General features: G+C 34.0%; 13 protein-coding genes and 3 pseudogenes. 9 read left to right on the top strand and 7 right to left on the bottom strand.

Going from position 1 to position 17,073, the window contains the following annotated elements; all coding sequences use genetic code 11:
- A pseudogene (locus tag BAU27_RS31725) lies at positions 1-139 on the bottom strand (alpha/beta hydrolase); the annotation flags it as partial.
- Positions 140-941: 802 nt separating this feature from the next.
- On the opposite strand from BAU27_RS31725, the gene BAU27_RS08290 reads away from it, so the two are divergent.
- The 3 genes from BAU27_RS08290 (at position 942) to BAU27_RS08280 (ending at position 4,168) form a co-directional block, all read left to right on the top strand.
- A complete protein-coding gene (locus BAU27_RS08290) occupies positions 942-1,640 on the top strand; it encodes a serine dehydratase beta chain (protein WP_071770624.1) in 699 nt (232 codons plus the stop codon).
- Positions 1,641-1,662: 22 nt separating this feature from the next.
- A complete protein-coding gene (sdaAA, locus tag BAU27_RS08285; RefSeq protein WP_071770623.1) occupies positions 1,663-2,553 on the top strand; it encodes an L-serine ammonia-lyase, iron-sulfur-dependent, subunit alpha in 891 nt (296 codons plus the stop codon).
- A 295-nt stretch (positions 2,554-2,848) separates the two neighbouring features.
- A complete protein-coding gene (locus tag BAU27_RS08280; RefSeq protein WP_071770622.1) occupies positions 2,849-4,168 on the top strand; it encodes an aromatic amino acid transport family protein in 1,320 nt (439 codons plus the stop codon).
- Positions 4,169-4,227: 59 nt separating this feature from the next.
- On the opposite strand, the gene BAU27_RS32270 is transcribed toward BAU27_RS08280, so the two are convergent.
- Positions 4,228-4,380: an IS6 family transposase gene (locus BAU27_RS32270; protein WP_071770621.1), complete on the bottom strand. Its 153-nt coding sequence runs from the start codon at positions 4,378-4,380 to the stop codon at positions 4,228-4,230.
- Between the two features lie 502 nt (positions 4,381-4,882).
- Here BAU27_RS32270 and BAU27_RS08270 point away from each other — a divergent pair.
- Positions 4,883-6,553: a ribonuclease J gene (locus tag BAU27_RS08270; protein WP_071770620.1), complete on the top strand. Its 1,671-nt coding sequence runs from the start codon at positions 4,883-4,885 to the stop codon at positions 6,551-6,553.
- Between the two features lie 114 nt (positions 6,554-6,667).
- On the opposite strand, the pseudogene BAU27_RS08265 reads toward BAU27_RS08270, so the two are convergent.
- Positions 6,668-6,964: pseudogene (locus BAU27_RS08265) on the bottom strand (POT-type proton-dependent oligopeptide transporter); the annotation flags it as partial.
- A gap of 430 nt (positions 6,965-7,394) precedes the next feature.
- On the opposite strand from BAU27_RS08265, the gene BAU27_RS08260 reads away from it, so the two are divergent.
- The 4 genes from BAU27_RS08260 (at position 7,395) to BAU27_RS08245 (ending at position 12,174) form a co-directional block, all read left to right on the top strand.
- Positions 7,395-8,942, top strand: coding sequence for a spore germination protein (locus BAU27_RS08260; RefSeq protein WP_071770619.1), 1,548 nt, complete (start codon positions 7,395-7,397; stop codon positions 8,940-8,942).
- A gap of 4 nt (positions 8,943-8,946) precedes the next feature.
- A complete protein-coding gene (locus BAU27_RS08255; RefSeq protein WP_071770618.1) occupies positions 8,947-10,050 on the top strand; it encodes a GerAB/ArcD/ProY family transporter in 1,104 nt (367 codons plus the stop codon).
- Positions 10,047-11,150: a Ger(x)C family spore germination protein gene (locus BAU27_RS08250; RefSeq protein ID WP_071770617.1), complete on the top strand. Its 1,104-nt coding sequence runs from the start codon at positions 10,047-10,049 to the stop codon at positions 11,148-11,150. The genes BAU27_RS08255 and BAU27_RS08250 overlap by 4 nt, the downstream gene beginning before the upstream one ends.
- A gap of 508 nt (positions 11,151-11,658) precedes the next feature.
- Positions 11,659-12,174, top strand: a complete 516-nt coding sequence (locus tag BAU27_RS08245) for a DinB family protein (RefSeq protein ID WP_071770616.1) — start codon at positions 11,659-11,661, stop codon at positions 12,172-12,174.
- Positions 12,175-12,407: 233 nt separating this feature from the next.
- Here the strand turns inward: BAU27_RS08245 and BAU27_RS08240 are convergent, their stop codons facing one another.
- From BAU27_RS08240 to BAU27_RS08230, 3 genes and pseudogenes are all read right to left on the bottom strand, one after another.
- Positions 12,408-12,566, bottom strand: a complete 159-nt coding sequence (locus tag BAU27_RS08240; RefSeq protein ID WP_254797949.1) for a hypothetical protein — start codon at positions 12,564-12,566, stop codon at positions 12,408-12,410.
- A gap of 272 nt (positions 12,567-12,838) precedes the next feature.
- Positions 12,839-13,915 carry a tyrosine recombinase XerS gene (gene xerS / locus BAU27_RS08235; protein ID WP_071770615.1) on the bottom strand — a complete coding sequence of 359 codons (1,077 nt, stop codon included), beginning with the start codon at positions 13,913-13,915 and terminating at the stop codon, positions 12,839-12,841.
- Positions 13,916-14,892: 977 nt separating this feature from the next.
- A pseudogene (locus BAU27_RS08230) lies at positions 14,893-15,111 on the bottom strand (M15 family metallopeptidase); the annotation flags it as partial.
- A 104-nt stretch (positions 15,112-15,215) separates the two neighbouring features.
- Between BAU27_RS08230 and BAU27_RS32835 the strand changes: the two are divergent.
- Positions 15,216-15,434 (top strand): hypothetical protein, encoded by a 219-nt coding sequence (locus tag BAU27_RS32835; protein WP_071770614.1) that lies wholly within the window; start codon positions 15,216-15,218, stop codon positions 15,432-15,434.
- Between the two features lie 187 nt (positions 15,435-15,621).
- On the opposite strand, the gene BAU27_RS08220 is transcribed toward BAU27_RS32835, so the two are convergent.
- Positions 15,622-17,043, bottom strand: coding sequence for an MBL fold metallo-hydrolase (locus BAU27_RS08220; protein WP_071770613.1), 1,422 nt, complete (start codon positions 17,041-17,043; stop codon positions 15,622-15,624).
- Positions 17,044-17,073: the final 30 nt, after the last annotated feature.

Genomic DNA, 17,073 nt, shown 5'->3' with positions numbered 1-17,073 from the left:
GTTTCGGAACCGTTAATGTGGCTGGTAACGGATAGGTAGAATTTCCAATGACGATTTCACGTTCTTGATAGGCAGCAGGTTGATCATAGCTAAGATGCGGGATGGTATAAGATTCCGGAGGCGTCCTTACTCCAACTTCAGAATATAGCGGTGCAACTTTCTTTAAAACGGTACATCTTTTTTATAAACAGTACGACTTTATTTCAAAGGTACAGTTAGATTTGAAATTTTCAAGAACTTCATGAAGATATTAGGTTTTTATTAGGGATAGTCAAAATTCTTAGCTTGATAGCGATGTGGTTCTACCCCGAAAAGAAGTTCCTTTTTTCTGAAAATGTATATAAACGCAAAATGTATTATAAATATCCGGATAAGATTTTATATTTCATTAATTTATTCCTTTCCATCTACATTAATCATTTATTGCAACAGCTTTCACGTCTAAAATAAGATGTTTCAACAAAGGAAAGTATAAGTATCTTTATAATGATTTTCCAATATAATCAATGTGTTAATGAAAGGAACTCTGTGTTATTTTTGCTTTTCTACTAACTAATACAGCTTCAAACAATGGACACAATTGCTACATGCCAAGTGTAATTTATTATCCATTCAAGATTCTGTTTATTCAATCTTTCTAAAAATAAAAAAATATTAGACTCATAAATATACAAGTTATAATGAGGGCGTCGAGAGATAATCTATTACCTCTCGAGAAAATATCAAACCTAGTTCTGGTGCAAAAATTCTAAAGACCGTGCAAGTAACCTTCTAAAATTGGACATACTTATACGATTACTCTAAGAAAGGTGTGTGATCAGAAGGGAAATTTATTAACACGAGATATGAAAGCGTTATCAACTGGAACTTATTTTGAATTGGTCATTCAAATATCTTAGATTCAACTGCACTAAACAATAATAAATTATGGGAGTGCTTATATGAACATGAATGTAGCTTCTATTAAAGAAAAAAAAGTTGTTAAATACAAAAGTTGTTTTGATGTGATTGGGCCGGTAATGATAGGTCCTTCAAGTTCACATACTGCAGGTGCTTTGGCTATTGGAACAGTTTCCAACAAATTATTTCAAGGTCTTCCAAAAAAAGTCGTGGTAAGGTATTATGAATCATTTGCTGAAACCCATAAAGGACACGGAACTGATTTTGCAATTATTGCTGGGATATTAGGATTTGCTGCCGATGACAGCAAAGTGCCAGATGCTATTAAAATAGCAGAATCTAAAGGAATTGACATTACCTTTATTGAAAAAGCGGGTGATAGTCCTGCTGGTCATCCAAATACGGCAGATGTATATTTAGAGGATGAAAGCCGAAGTATTAGAACGATGGGTATTTCGGTCGGCGGTGGATTAATTGAAGTCAAACATGTTGAAATTGACGGATTTAGCTTAGATCTGCAGGGGCCATTGCCAGTTATTATTGCGATTTCCGAAAGAGCTGACTTTGAATTTGTCTTACGCAGGATCTTTAAACAATATGATGTTGAAATTAACAACTTTCATAGTTTAGAAGAAAACGGAAAATATTTATATGCATTCGCTTTGGATTCGCTATTGCCTGGTAATGTTCAGAAGGAATTAGGAAATTTAAGCAATATAGCTAATCTCATTATTCTTTAGTTACATTAAGGAGTGAAAAAATATGTATATGACCATAAAAGAAATTGTGGATGCAGCTAATAAAAGACAAAAGCCAATCTATGAATTAGCAATAGAACAGGAAATTGAACAAACTAAAATGTCTTATGAAGAAGTTTGGAGTAAAATGGAAAGAAATTTAGCGACTATGGAAAACGCCATAAATAAAAGTATCGAGGGCGACGGGGTATTTTCTCCAACCGGTTTAACCGGAGGTGATGCTGTTAAAATTAAAAACTATCGAGAAAATAGGAAAACTCTTTCTGGAGATTTGATGGTGCTAGGGATTCAAAGTGCTATCGGTGTTAATGAAGTAAATGCTGCATTAGGGGCTATTTGTGCGACTCCAACAGCAGGTGCGAGTGGGACGATCCCGGGAGTCCTATTTAGTATTAAAGATACGTTGCAATTAAGTCATGAAGATATGATCCATTTTCTATTCACTTCAGCGTTATTTGGAACGATAGTCGCAAATAATGCTTGTATTTCAGGAGCATACGGAGGATGTCAAGCTGAAGTAGGCAGTGCCTCAGCGATGGCGGCTGCAGGGGCGGTAGAAGCTGCCGGTGGAACGCCACAGCAATCTTCTGAAGCTTTCTCAATCGCATTACAAAATTTACTCGGTTTAGTTTGTGATCCGGTCGCTGGTTTGGTAGAAATTCCTTGTGTAAAGAGAAACGCCATTGGAACGGCAAATGCTTTAGCGGCAGCGGACATCGCATTAGCCGGCGTAAACAATATCATCAATGCTGACGAAGTTATTGAAGCGATGTATAGAGTTGGAAGACAGATGCCTCGCGAATTAAGGGAGACAGGTTTAGGCGGAATTGCGACCACACCTACAGGGATTGCTATAAAAAATAAAATCTTTGGAGAGAAACAATCAAATCAATAAACAGTTATCGGAAATATTGTGAAATAGTTAACAATTCTATTTTCTATTGTTCTCCTAAGGATGTCTGTATATTGAGATCCATTATCACTAAAATGTACTACTATGTAATTAAAATGTTTTGTAAGCGCTAATAAACCCATCAGGTTGATGACTAGCGAATTTTTCGATTTTAATCTACTTAGAAGAAGGACACACGATGTGGCGCACTTTGTAAGCAATTCATTCTTCAAGAACGATCTATATTCCTAAACCTTAAAAAGAGACGTAAGAATAGGACACAAGGAGGAATTATTATATGAATGGGAATACTGCAAAAAAAATAGAATTTCAAGCTGAAAATACTGCAGTAAAAAATGAGAAATATCCAGACCCTAAAAAGTGGCATAAACAGGATACTACCTGGGCATTGAGCCTTTTTGGAACAGCAATTGGAGCAGGAGTACTCTTTCTACCTATTAATGCAGGTTCAGGTGGTTTATTATCATTACTGTTAATTACCCTACTTGCATATCCTGTTATGTATTACTCACATAGGGCGCTTGCTAAAATGATATATGCTTCCAATTCTGCTGATGAGGGGATTACAGGTACAATAAGAGAGTATTTCGGAAATAAGGCAAGTATCATTTTTAACATAGTATATTTCGTCTCAATTTATACGATTGTGCTGATGTATTCGGTTGCACTTACAAATACTGCAAGTAGTTTTATCGTGCATCAATTGCACATGCAGGAGCCTCCAAGGGCCATTTTATCGCTTGTATTAGTACTCGGTCTTATCGCTATACTAAATTTTGGTCAAGATATCACTGTAAAGATAATGAGCATGCTAGTATATCCTTTCATAGCTTCTCTACTTTTTATCTCAATATCTTTGATTCCACAGTGGAATACGTCAATGCTTAGTTTTTCAAGTGTTAATACTGCTTCAACAGGAACAGGATATTTGGGAACGATATGGATGATACTACCAATCATCGTATTCTCGTTTAATCATTCTCCTATGATTTCGTCATTTGTTATGAAACAGAGAGCTACGTATGGAATAGAAGCTACTGATGCCAAATGTGCTCAAATACAAAAAGTTTGTTATATCATGACATTCGCTGTTGTTATGTTCTTTGTTTGGAGTAGCACACTAAGTTTGACTCCAGAGGATCTAAAAATGGCGAAAGAACAGAACTTATCAATCCTTTCATATCTTGCTAATGAGCTTAATTCGCCTGTAATCACGATTGCAGCTCCTATCATTGCTTTTGTGGCTATAACAAAGTCGTTCCTTGGCCATTATATAGGAGCATATGAAGTAATGCGTGACATGATTATGAAGTCCGGTAAAAAACGCGGGAAAGATATAGGAGAAAAAACAGTTAAGACAATGATCCTCACTTTTGTCGTATTAACATGCTGGTATGTTGCTTATGCAAATCCAAGTATTCTTGGAATCATTGATGCCCTTAGCGGACCATTAGTTGCTGCTATCTTATGTTTATTACCAATGTATGCAATTCGTAAAGTGCCTGTACTAGCTAAATATAGAGGGAAAATGAGCAATGTATTTGTCATTATTATAGGTATCCTTACTGTCCTAGCAAGTATTAAGTCATTATTCTAATTCACTATTGTTAGTTCTGATGCAAAAATAGTGAGATATGAAAAAAGAACGAAAGATTCCTAGCGGAACTGAATTTTATTTGTTGAACCAAAGAAATCATGGTTTTGGACAAACTTTTCATCTTGGAGAGTTTGTCCTTTTTTGATTATATGCATAACTTCTATTCTTGCAATCACCTTTTTAGCTGTTTGCAATGATTTTAATCCAAGCATATTAGGGTGTCGTCCCATGTCCATCAAGCTAATAATTTGAAGTATTCCTTAAGGTTCTGATGAGATGTGGATTCAGTGTTAAAGGTGAAGACAACGGTTTTTTCCAATGCACGTAGATATGATTTAGAAGAATTTGTTCTCACCCTAAGTTATGCAATTAGTATGAGGAGAGCTTTTTCTGTTTTAGAGGGCTATTCTACAATGTAAGTGCCGCATGACTTCTGCATAACGATCTTCCATTATCGGGTGCATTTCTTAAAAAAGAATTGCATCTTTATTAAGAATCGAAAACCATGAGTGATTTCAATAGCAGCTGTCTCCATGGGAGGAAAGACCTCGATAACAATGTGTGAAACGAAGACATCAATGTTGTAGTCAATATATTTAGGTAAAAACAAGTCTAAAGTTCCCTTTTTTCTAGGAATCTCGAGCATTCAACCTACTGATAAAGGGAAACCTAAAGGGCATACTAAGATTATATTTAAAATGGGAGGTTATAAATTTGAGTACAATAGAGAATGCATTATCTATCTTCGCCTTAGGCGGCTTGAATGAAATCGGAAAAAACATGTATGCAATTGAATATTCAAACAATATCGTGATTATCGACTGTGGCAATAAGTTTCCAGATGAAAGTTTATTAGGAATTGATTTGATTATCCCTGATATAGCTTATTTAGTAGAAAATAAAGATAAAGTCAGGGCTTTAATTGTCACGCATGGACATGAAGATCATATCGGGGGGATCCCGTTCTTCTTAAAAAAATTGAATGTACCCGTTTATGCCACACGCTTCACACTAGGATTAATTGAAATCAAATTAAAAGAACATAAACTCCTAAGAGAAAGTGAACTTATTGAAATCAACTCAAACTCAAACTTGACAATTGGAGAAATAAGGGTAAGTTTTTTCAAAGTTATCCATAGTATTCCTGATTGCTTGGGAATAGTCTTTCACACACCAGAGGGTAATATTGTACATACAGGGGACTTCAAGTTCGATTTAACCCCTGCGAATAATGAGAATTCGGATATTCATAAAATGGCTGCAATCGGCAAAGAAGGGGTCTTGCTTCTATTATCTGAGAGTACCAATGCAGAGCGTCCTGGTTTGACCCCATCGGAACAAATAGTAGGTGAACATGTGGAAGCAGCTTTCATGAAAGCCGAACGCAAAGTTATTCTTTCTACCTTTGCTTCAAATATTAGTCGCGTTCAACAAGTCGTGAATGCAGCACAAAAAACAAATCGAAAAATTTCGTTACTTGGACGAAGTATGGTTAATGTTATAGCGGTTGCTATGGAACGTGGTTATTTAACAGTTCCAGATGGAATGTTAATTGATCCACATGAAATCAATGAAATGGCTCCTGAAAGGGTGGCCATTTTATGCACGGGGAGTCAAGGAGAACCATTGGCTGCTCTTGCTCGCCTGTCCACAGGAAACTTTCGCGGTGTCGACATTTTACCTGAAGATACGGTTATCTTTGCAGCAGGTCCAATACCCGGGAATGAACGAAATATCACGAGTATCGTAGACAACTTATTTGCCCTTGGAGCCAAAGTGATTTATGGATCAGGAAGTACATCCGGAATGCATGTTTCTGGCCATGGTTATCAAGAAGATTTAAAACTAATGCTTACATTAATGAAACCAAAATATTTTATTCCTATTCACGGTGAATTTAGAATGCTGCACCATCACCGTTTGTTAGGGGAATCCGTTGGAGTAGAGCAAGGAAACACGTTTATCATCAATAATGGGGATGTCGTCGATATTGAACATACCATTGCCCGTCAGACCCGGAAAATACCGGTGGGGAATACCTACATAGACGGGGGGGATGTAGATAATATTGGGGAAATTGTATTACGAGACCGCAAACAACTTTCAGAAGATGGGATGCTCATGATTATTTTAACTATGAGCAAAGCGGAAGGAACGTTGATTTCTGACCCCGATACCATTTCTCGTGGATTTGTGGATAGAGATTTCTCGGAACTCCGAAGAGACATTAATCGACTTACTATAAAAACTGTTAACGAGCTACAAGAAGCGAATAGAAACTCATGGAATGTAATGAAAAAACAAATAAAAAAATCAATACGACAATATGTATATACACATACTAAGAAAAAACCAATGATTGTACCTATACTTATTGAAATTTAATAGGGGGAAGTTAAAAAAAAAATGTAAAAAACAAATTAGATTAATAAGAAAATACAGCAACAAAAAAGGAAGACACCCTCACAAGTGTCTTCCTTTTTTGTTGCTGAAGTCCTTTCATAAACATAAAGCCTTGAATTTTGTTGATAGCCTAAATAAGGCCATACTTACTAAGATAGATACAGCTCCAATAACTCCAAAGTAAATTATTTCTGTAGCAGGATCTTATAATTTCACAACCTGTGCATTTATGGCTTGTGCAGATGCAGTAGATAAAAACCATAAACTTATTGTTTGTGCTGAAAAAGCAGCCGGAGCTAATTTTGTTGTTATTGATAACCCAGCAGGCGATAAACAAACTTCACCAATTACTATTAATAAAAAACTAAGAACTAACCAGATAGGACTCACTAAATCAACGATGTTCAGTCTAAAACATTTTTCTAATTGAACAAAAATCCCCTTAGGTATTAATCAAAAAGAAACCTATACCAATTAGGTTTCTATTTTCTATGGATACTAATTAGGAATACCGCCACATCACCATCAAGTTAAGAAATTTATTGTTATCCCAACGAAAAAAGATTTAAACTCTTATAAGTGGATAACTGTAACGAAAGGAAATTTCGTTTAGGAGGAATTTCAAAATATTAGCTTGATGGACTTGGAGTAGCACCACACATCCATCAAATTAAAAGACTATTCTTTAAATTGATCTTTATGAAATATCACAAAAAAATTTATAGTAATAATTCTGGTGTTACCTCTCTAGTTATTAGGATATTTTTTCTTAATATATGCATACTAAGCCTACTATAAAAGTTACATAGAAAGTGAGGGAATCATGGCTAAATTTTTGACACGTTTAAAATATAGAGACAATCCTAAGTCATGTTCAATACGAGACAATACTCATTTTCAGGAAAAGAATATTGAAGACTCCCTCTTAGAAGCTGATTTATCCAAAAACATAGCTGATATTCAGAATGTATTTCGTCAAGCACCTGATTTAGTGATTCGCCGGTTTCAAATAAAAGCAGATGGATTAGAAGCCGCTTTAGTATATTTGTCTGGATTAACAGATAAAGAATTGATTCAAAATCATGTTCTAAGTCCTTTGATGAATAGTAATTTTGATACCAATACGGAACTTCCAATTCCATTAGGACAAATCAAAATTATTAATACGTGGAGTCAGATTGAAAATGCTATTTTTGGAGGAGATAGTATTTTATTAATCCACAGTCGAACAACAGCACATCAATTGGATACGAAAGGATGGCCACAAAGAAATGTTGAAGACGCTCATAACGAAATAGCTCTAAAAGGTGCGCATCAAGGATTTACAGAAATTAGAAGTCAAAATATCGGAATGATTCGAAGGTATATTCCTCATCGTGAATTAACGGTAAAAGAAATAGTAATTGGTGTACGAAGCAAAACGAGGATTTCTATTTTATATTTGAAAGATGTAGCTTCTGAAGATGTGCTGAAGGAATTAGAAACACGGATTCATAATATTACAGTCGACGCTGTTGCTAGTAATGGCGAACTTATAGAATTCATTGAAGATAACCCGTACTCACCGTTTCCACAATTTATATTAACTGAAAGACCTGATTTGGCAGTATCTCACATTCTACAGGGCAGATTTGTAACTGTAATGGATCATTCGCCCAATGTGTTAATTACTCCAACAAATTTTATTTCCTTTTTTCAAGGCGTGGATGATTACGGTACAAGGTGGTTAGTTGCTTCGTCTATTCGGATGCTTCGTTTTATCTCCTTTATGATTGCTTTATTTTTGCCTGCGAGTTATGTTGCGTTTATTTCCTTTAATTTTGAAGTTATTCCTGTAGAGCTGTATTTATCTATTGCAGAATCAAGAACGCGCGTACCCTTTTCTCCAGTTATGGAAGCATTACTTATGGAAATAACATTGGAAACGATGAGAGAAGGGGCTTTACGGATACCTACTCCGATCGGTCAGACAGTTGGAATTGTAGGTGGTATTGTTATTGGACAGGCGGCTGTTCAAGCGGGAATTGTAAGCAACATTATGATTATTGTTGTTGCTGTTACCGCCATCTCTTCCTTTGTTATCCCTAATTATGATATGGGAGCGGCAGTAAGACTTTTACGCTTTCCGATGATGCTTGCAGCTGCCTTATTTGGAATTGTTGGACTTGTTATCGGGTGGATGACTTTAATTGGACATCTAATCAGTCTTGAATCGCTAGGTACTCCTTACGGAACGCCATTAGCACCATTTCGCTTTGCGGATATGAAAGATACTTTCATACACCTACCTTTATGGGCATTAAGAAAGCGTTCTAAAGGTACCAGAGCCATTCAATCTATCCGACAAGGAAAGAATCAAAATAAAAGGTGAAACTATGAAAAAGTATGCCTATAATGACATTACGCTTATACAGTACATTCTTTTAATTAATGGAATGCAGGTGGGCACTGGCGTTTTATCGCTTCCACGCTTGCTTGCAGAAAAAGCTGGAACGGATGGATGGATAGCTATAATGATTGGCTGGATATTCTCCACAATATCAGGTGTTTTTATGGTGAAAACTGCTGCTAGATATCCCGAGGACACGATTTATGACATTCTTATACGATTATTTGGAAAAATAGTAGGCAAAGCATTCGTTGTTATTTACATGATGTACTTCGCTTTTTATTCTTGTAGCGTTCTTGTGAACGCTATGCTCTATCTTAAAGGATGGCTTCTTCCAAAAACACCTGACTATGTCGTTATCTTTTTATTTTCGATTCCTACCTTCCTTGTTGCACGTAGCGGTCCTCGTATTTTAGGGCGATACTCCGAACTTATTTTTTATATGTTTCTTTGGATTCCGTTATTTTTTTTGATCCCTCTTAAAGGGAACGGAAGTTGGATGCCATTTTTCCCACTTTTAAAAGAAGGGTGGAAACCTGTATTCATGGCTGTACCGACCACTATTTTTGCTTATTTAGGGTTTGATATTGCCTTCTTTTTATATCCCTTTTTACAAAAAAAACAGTATGCAGTCCATGGAATGGTTATTGCAAACACTTTAACGATGTTATTTTATTTATTTGCTACTATTGTTTGCTTTGCCTATTTTAGCCCTGAGAGCATTACGCAATATAATCAACCGGTACTAAATTTACTGAAAGTAATTGAATTTCGTTTTTTAGAACGTTTTGACATGATTTTATTGGCCATTTATTTACCCGTTGTATCCACAGCATGGATTCCCGCTATATATTGCGCTGTATTTTGTTCAAGCCAATTAATTAGAAAACAAGATCACAGCTCGCATGTAGTTGTTCTCTTATTGTTCATTATCGGCCTCATATTTTGGACTCATCCTAGTTGGAATGAAGCCGAAACTTGGCAACAGACATTATCGAATGCTGGTTTGGGATTAACCTATATATCACCTATCGTTTTATGGCTGTATTGCTGTCTATATGAGAAGTTTCGTCAGGGGAGGATACATTGAAAAGAAAAGTACTATGTTGTATTTTGTTATCGGTGTTCATGATGACTGGATGCTTTGATCAAAGAAATGTTGAAGATGTTTCTTTAACTCTTGTTCTTGGTATCGATTTAGATCGTAATAATAATTTATTAGTGTATATGTCAAGCCCTGTTTTCAATAAAGAAGCAAAGGTAAAAGAAGAAATTACAGGCGTGAAATCTGTTACGATTCGAAATTCAAGAGACAAATTTGATGCTACTGTTATGGCGCTTACCTCAGGAAGTAAAACGCAGGTTATTTTAGTTGGAAAACGGCTACTGAAACAAAAAAACTGGATGAAATACCTCGATCCATTTTATCGAGATCCTAAAAATACAGTTACTGCAAGGGTTGTCGCTGTAGATGGACCTGTTTCGGACGTCATCTTCCATAGCCCAAAAGATAAGCCGCGGCTTCCTTTATATTTAACAAAACTAGTTGATACCGCCGCTTTAAGAAACATCACAGTAAAAACAACTCTTCAAGAACTACATGAACAAAAAGCAGATAAAGGGTTAACAGCAAATATTACTGAGATGAAAAAAAAGAATAAAATATGGGTGACAGGTACAGCTTTATTGGATAAAAAGGGAAGGTATAAATTAACACTAAAACCTGATGAAAACAAACTATTACGCATTTTGCAACAAGGAACTACAGGGGATTTTTCATTTACAATGCCAATTAAAATAAAGGCGGACAGCCAAGATAAAGATTGGATAAGTTTTACTGCCTATAGTATTAAAGTAAAGACAAAGACAAGACATGATAATCATTTTATATTTAATGTAGATGTAAAGATGAGTATCGGTATTACAGAGCGGCTTTTTTCGTTTAATACAAGAAAGGACGAAGCAAAATTACAAAAGGCGATTGAGACTAAGCTGGAAGCTGATTTCAAGCAATTAATAAAAAAAATACAAACTGCACAAATCGACCCTATTGGTCTTGGAGGATATGCAAGAACTTACACATATCCAGAATGGAAAAAAGTCCAAAATAAATGGAATAATGAATTAGCAAAGGGAGATGTAAACGTTAAGGTAAATGTGAAAGTTGGTGCAATGGGAACGATTAAGTAACATGAATTCAACTGTAATTCATAATAAAATTGCAAGTACCTTTTATATTTAGAAGGGGAAATGCTTTTAATAGGGTTCCGTCCCATCACAATCAAGCTAATAACAGCCAATACCCCAAAATGAGAAGATTGGTACCTCAAGGTAAAAATGTGAATTTTCGTTTTTGGGGTACTTCAAAATGTTAGCTTGATAGCGATGTGGCGAGATCCCTAATAATATCTCGTAATGGTGCATATCGAAAAGCGAAACGTGATGCCGGAATTCCTAATTCTAACCCGTATCAAAGACCTGTTCGTGTGTATGATTGGGGATACAGCCGAGATACGTGTGAAAATAGGTAATAGTCTTACTTTTACTCCCAGATACAATATATTGAACTAATAAATAGGAGTAATGATAGGGTAGATGATACTATCCCGTAGAGTAGTGAAGGAAAACTTTTTTGTCATAGAGAATATATACAGAATAGAAATTTAAGTATGTACTTTCAGATGAAGGGAGAATCCTCATGAATAAATTTGTAAATGACAAGTTTTATGAAACGAGAAATAACCTATTAGAGGAGATTACTTTATTGAGTAATGCTCAATTTAATAGTAAGCCGGATATGAATAAATGGAGTATTGCACAAGTTTGTCATCACTTAGTTTTATTAGATGAAAGAGCTATAAAAGTTATTTCGTTTGGATTAAAAGAGATTGATAGTCTTCAAATAGAACGTCAAGAAATTCGTTCTATATTATTAGATAGAACGAAAAAATTTATAGCTCCAGAAATTCTTGAACCAAGCTTAGAACCATTTGAAGTTCAGCAAATGATTGACTTGCTGAACGATTCGAGAAAAAAATTGATGACTTTCCTTAGTACAGTAGAAGATATATCCATACTGACAAAAAAGTCAGTGAAGCACCCTGCTCTGGGAGAATTACTTCTTGATCAATGGGTAGAACTAATATATTTGCATGAACAGCGTCACATAGAACAAATAAAAGAGGTGAAATTACTTTGTGAAGTTGAAATGTAAAAATCTTTGTTTATTTTTTGAGCGATTTGGGATAGCATCAAGGTTTCGGTTGATAAAATAGAAGTCCTGATGCTATTCCTTAAAAAAGAAAAGACACCCTAAGGTGCCTTCCTCCGACTTGATAACCACTTTAATTTTAATAATACTAATATGAGTGTTGGACTTCCATCCAAATATTATTTTACCACGTTAAGTTATATTGTTCATTGAGAAATATGGTTAAATTCTATATTTTATTTAAAAGCATCCATCTGTACTTTCTCGTAAATGTATCCAGCTTCTTTAGCTGTAATTCCAAAACGTTTAGCAGCAAAAGAAGCTACCTGAGGATCGTGTACTTCAGGGATGTAGTTTTCATCGTTATTTGTAAGGATGTTATATTGTTGTTTCATAAAGTCGAATATAACCGTATAGCTTATTCCATTACTTGCATATTGTTCCTTAGATGAAGAAGAAACTGTGTCGGAATTCGTAGTAATAGGTTCTTCTTTTTTATTTATTTCTATCAGGAGAGAGTTTTTATATACCAATTAAAGTAGAATTTAAACTATGTATTTTTTATATAATAAAATTAAAGGGGAAACGAAGAATAAATAGCATTTAAATCTTAAGACTAAGTTAAGGGGAAAGAATAAAAGTTCAGCAATACAAAATTGCTGAACTTTTATTCTTTATTCTTTCCTATTCTTCCTAAACTCTCTTTAATAGTTGTTTCCCCAAGTTGAGTGTATAACAAAGCTGTATCTTGGCTGGTATGTCCAAGTTGTTGCATTACTTGTAACGAATCTTTTTCTTCCATATATAACTTATTTGCTAATGTATGTCTTAATTTATGAGGAGACATTGTTTTACCAAAGGATTTAGTATATTTTTCTACTATATCTTGGATAGCTCTAACTGAAAGGGGCTGTGCGGTATGTTTATACTTTGATAAGAACACATTTTTTAATTCTTTCCCTGGAGCATATTTGTTATTTCTAATCTCTAAATATTTTTCAAGATCATTCAATGCGATGGGAGTAATCCATACAGAATCTTCTTTATTTCCTTTTCTTATTACATCAATTAGCCTTTCTTTTAAATTGATATCTTCAGTACGAAGATCGGCCAACTCACTTACACGAATACCACTCCCAAGAAAGAGGGAAAGAATAGCAACATCACGTTCTTTATCTCTTTGAAAATAAAATAATTGATGTTTTGTTAAAGCTTTTTCATGTTCAAACTTAACATAATTTAAAAATTCTTGATCGTCATCATTATGGAATATTTTAGATCTCATACGCTTCGCACGGGCGTTTAACGTTTCTTTATCTTTATGTATTTCAATTTTAGCCATTACATTTCTATAAAAATAGCATTCTCCATCTTCATCTTCTGAAAGGGAAGTAAGATACTTAAATAAAGATTTTAAAGCTGAAATTTTTCTGTTAACAGAGGAATTTTGCATGTTCTGTTGTAGTTTTAGAAATCTCATAAAGTTCTCAATATCTTTTTTCCTTAAATTCTCCAAATCAGAGAAGGATATGTCTTTAATGGGCTTAAATTCAATAATTTGTTCAGATAATAGCCAATTAAAGAAGACTCTAAAATCATATACATAATTCAGTAGGGTAGAGGGAGAGGCATCATGCAATTCTTTGTACTCCACAAATTCTTCTATGTAAAAGGGCATTTCATTTAAATTCTCGTATAATTTCTTACGATGTACGGATTTTTGACGTTGTTTGCTGTAATCCATAAAAATCACCTCATATATACTATAACAGAAAAATAACACGAACACAAGTTCGCGTTAAATTCAATTTTTACACAGACTTATTTACATAATTAAATTATGGAATACTAATATTTACTCGAGATTGAATGGGATATTGTTGTCATTCTAATAAAAGTTATAGATAACCAGGTGATAAATTTGTATTAGGCTATAAAAACTAGTACAAAAATTACATATAAATGTATGTAAAATAAAACAATTTTCATATATAAATTCATACAAAATGAAAACAGTATAAAAGTCGCTATAAAATAAGAATTGGTTAATTTACTCCTGATTAATCAGGAGTTAGTTAGATCAACACAAGAAAAACGCTTATACTTTAAAATGAAATTCACTATAAAAATTGTTTATGAGCAATTCAGTATATGATTATTTTTATATAAAACATGTATTATATAGGCGTATACAAATATGCTAAAATCGATGCATCTGACCTTGAAATCGCTAGACACTGTATTAGATTTTTATATGACTATCATATTCTTCGTAAAATTGGTATTTCGTGCGAAGTTATAAAGTGTTTATTTTCCCCCCTTTTTATAATTCTTTTATGTTCATCCAACAAAATGCATCATGAACCTTTCATCAGTATGAATATCTTTTAGTTGCAAATACATTTACCTATATATTTTAATATTGATTACTTTGTTGCTTTTAGGGTATAGCCAGCATATAAATACATGTTAAGAAAATTTTAATGCAAAACAGTTAACTTTAACCACTTAAGACTAAATAGGTTGTACTTTACCCAAAACTTAATTGTTTTTATATTAAAAGAGAGTGTTTCCTATAGTCCTGTAAAAAGTATTCTTTATTGCACTTGGTTTATGTGGACATACAGTGATTTTTAATTCTAATACAGATTTTAAAATATAACTTCGCAATTCCCCCTTCTGTCTCAATAAGATAAGAAATCTTTTCATTTTGAGACAGATTCCACTAAATGAGCATGGTACATTTGGTACAACTAAACCCTCTGGCTTATGGTCTTCGGGCAATCCATATTCCTTATTCACTACAGCCTGTATACTAGCAAAAGAACTTTCTTTCTCTTTATTTATGGATTTTTAACGATTTTCATAGATTGTCCTATTTGACCCTTTACCAATAGATATGTTGGTGTAAAGAATAAAAATACCTAACACCACAATCATACAAGTGAAGATTCCTACTAATTTTAGTCTCTTCTATAGCTCGTAAATTCCATAGAATTATTTCCCTACTAAAATCAGAAGAAGCAGATGTTGAGTTCAAAAAAATGATTCAATCAAATGAATGGTTTGATAAAGAAGCAGCTCTACTTTCTCATTTGATATTAACATTAATTCGCAGTCCTCATTTAAAGAATTTGATTTATGACAATGAGGAAATTCCTAATATGATTGCGTACAGTATCATTAAAGAATTAAACGGAGATATAGAGATAGAAAGTGAACTAGGAAAAGGAACACACTTTTCTATCACCATCCCCTGCTAATTTGATAGAAATTTTCATATATGATATTATTTTGCTACTTATTTAATAAACTGAAATAATATAAAAAGAGGTCGTAATTAATACGTCCTCTTTTTATAATTACATAGTATAACTGATACATTACATCTTTATTCCAAATGGTTAGCACTTAGAGGCATGAACAATCACGCTTTCCTAACAGTTTAAATTAATTATTATATGGTAATCCAGACTTTTTCCATGCAAGGAACCCTCCTTTTAAATTGATTACTTCTTTTAAACCAGCTCTTTGTAAAATACTAGCAGCTATAGCAGAACGTAACCCCGTTCGGCATTGTAAAACTATAGGAAAACCTGTAGGAACTTCTTCTAGCTGCTCTAATAAATTACCTAAAGCAATATGTATTGCATCATGTAGGTGTTCTTCCTCCCACTCTTTTTTACTACGCACATCGATAACCTTAACACTTTCACCTTTTATTTGTGGATACAATTCAATTGGTGTTTTTTCTTTGTAACTTTCTAATCGATCAAATCCTTGCATTACTTTTAAAGGTGCAAAAGCAATAATATTATCTAATCCAATTGACTCAAAGTCTCTTATTACTTCCTCCACTTTAATTTTTTCCATATCTAAAATTAATAATGTTTCTTTTTTATAATCTAATAACCACCCACACCAAGTTGAAAAGGAGTTATTATACGGAATGTTAATTGATTTTTTAATGTGGCCCTTAGCAAAACACTCTACATCCCTTATATCAACAATTTGCTGAACACTCCTTATAATTTCTTGAAGTTTTTCTACTGTATTAATAGCGGCAATCTCCCTCTTCTTACGAATTGGTGGACCAAACTTATTCAAATTCTTCATTAACGAAAAATACTTTGGAGGCTCTGGCTGTCCCGTTAATAAAGTCGATACAAAATTATCTTCTTCATTACACTGAAACGCCCAATTAAACATCTTTTCATAACCTAATGTAGAAGTCGGAATTGCTCCTAATGCTTTTCCACAGGCACTTCCTGCACCATGTGATGGCCATATTTGCAAATAATCGGGGAGTGTTTTTATTTTTTGTATAGAATTAAATAATTGTTTCGCTCCTATTTGTGCAGTATCTTTAATACCGACAGCTTTTTCTAATAAATCAGGTCTTCCTATATCTCCTACAAATATAAAGTCGCCTGTGAATATTCCTATCGGTTTATCATTCGTAAAATTATTTTGACTTGTATCAATTACTAAAAAAGAGATACTTTCAGGCGTATGCCCTGGGGTATGAATTACATTGAATTTTATATGACCAACCTTAAACTCTGTGCCCTCTCTAACCAAATTGTATCGGCCCTCGTTAATATATTGATATTTCCAATCACTACCTCCTTCATCAGATACATATAAATTTGCATTAAAAAGATGGGAAAGTTCTCTAGACCCAGAAAGGAAATCTGCATGAATATGAGTCTCAGCTGCAGCAATTACTTCCATCCCCTCTTTCTTAGCAAATTCTATATATTGTTCTATATACCGACTTGGATCAATTACAATTGCTACGCCTTCCTTCTGACAACCAACTAAATAGGAAGCATGTGCTAATTTTTCATCATAAAAATATTTTAAGAGCATGGTTATTCCCTCCTATTTCTTATTTCCAAT

Source organism: Bacillus sp. NH11B, assembly GCF_001884205.1.
Taxonomy (GTDB): domain Bacteria; phylum Bacillota; class Bacilli; order Bacillales; family Bacillaceae_G; genus Bacillus_A; species Bacillus_A proteolyticus.
Note: the sequence above shows the minus strand (reverse complement) of the source record. Positions and strands in the feature narration are given on the sequence as shown.

What these genes read in the sequence shown, in the direction of transcription:
- BAU27_RS08255 (WP_071770618.1), top strand. Translation starts at nt 8,947, where the DNA reads ATGAAAAAGTATGCCTATAATGACATTACGCTTATACAGTACATTCTT.
- BAU27_RS08245 (WP_071770616.1), top strand. Translation starts at nt 11,659, where the DNA reads ATGAATAAATTTGTAAATGACAAGTTTTATGAAACGAGAAATAACCTA.
- BAU27_RS08290 (WP_071770624.1), top strand. Translation starts at nt 942, where the DNA reads ATGAACATGAATGTAGCTTCTATTAAAGAAAAAAAAGTTGTTAAATAC.
- sdaAA (WP_071770623.1), top strand. Translation starts at nt 1,663, where the DNA reads ATGTATATGACCATAAAAGAAATTGTGGATGCAGCTAATAAAAGACAA.
- xerS (WP_071770615.1), bottom strand. Translation starts at nt 13,915, where the DNA reads ATGGATTACAGCAAACAACGTCAAAAATCCGTACATCGTAAGAAATTA.
- BAU27_RS32270 (WP_071770621.1), bottom strand. Translation starts at nt 4,380, where the DNA reads ATGCTTGGATTAAAATCATTGCAAACAGCTAAAAAGGTGATTGCAAGA.
- BAU27_RS08260 (WP_071770619.1), top strand. Translation starts at nt 7,395, where the DNA reads ATGGCTAAATTTTTGACACGTTTAAAATATAGAGACAATCCTAAGTCA.
- BAU27_RS08280 (WP_071770622.1), top strand. Translation starts at nt 2,849, where the DNA reads ATGAATGGGAATACTGCAAAAAAAATAGAATTTCAAGCTGAAAATACT.
- BAU27_RS08240 (WP_254797949.1), bottom strand. Translation starts at nt 12,566, where the DNA reads ATGAAACAACAATATAACATCCTTACAAATAACGATGAAAACTACATC.
- BAU27_RS32835 (WP_071770614.1), top strand. Translation starts at nt 15,216, where the DNA reads ATGATTCAATCAAATGAATGGTTTGATAAAGAAGCAGCTCTACTTTCT.
- BAU27_RS08220 (WP_071770613.1), bottom strand. Translation starts at nt 17,043, where the DNA reads ATGCTCTTAAAATATTTTTATGATGAAAAATTAGCACATGCTTCCTAT.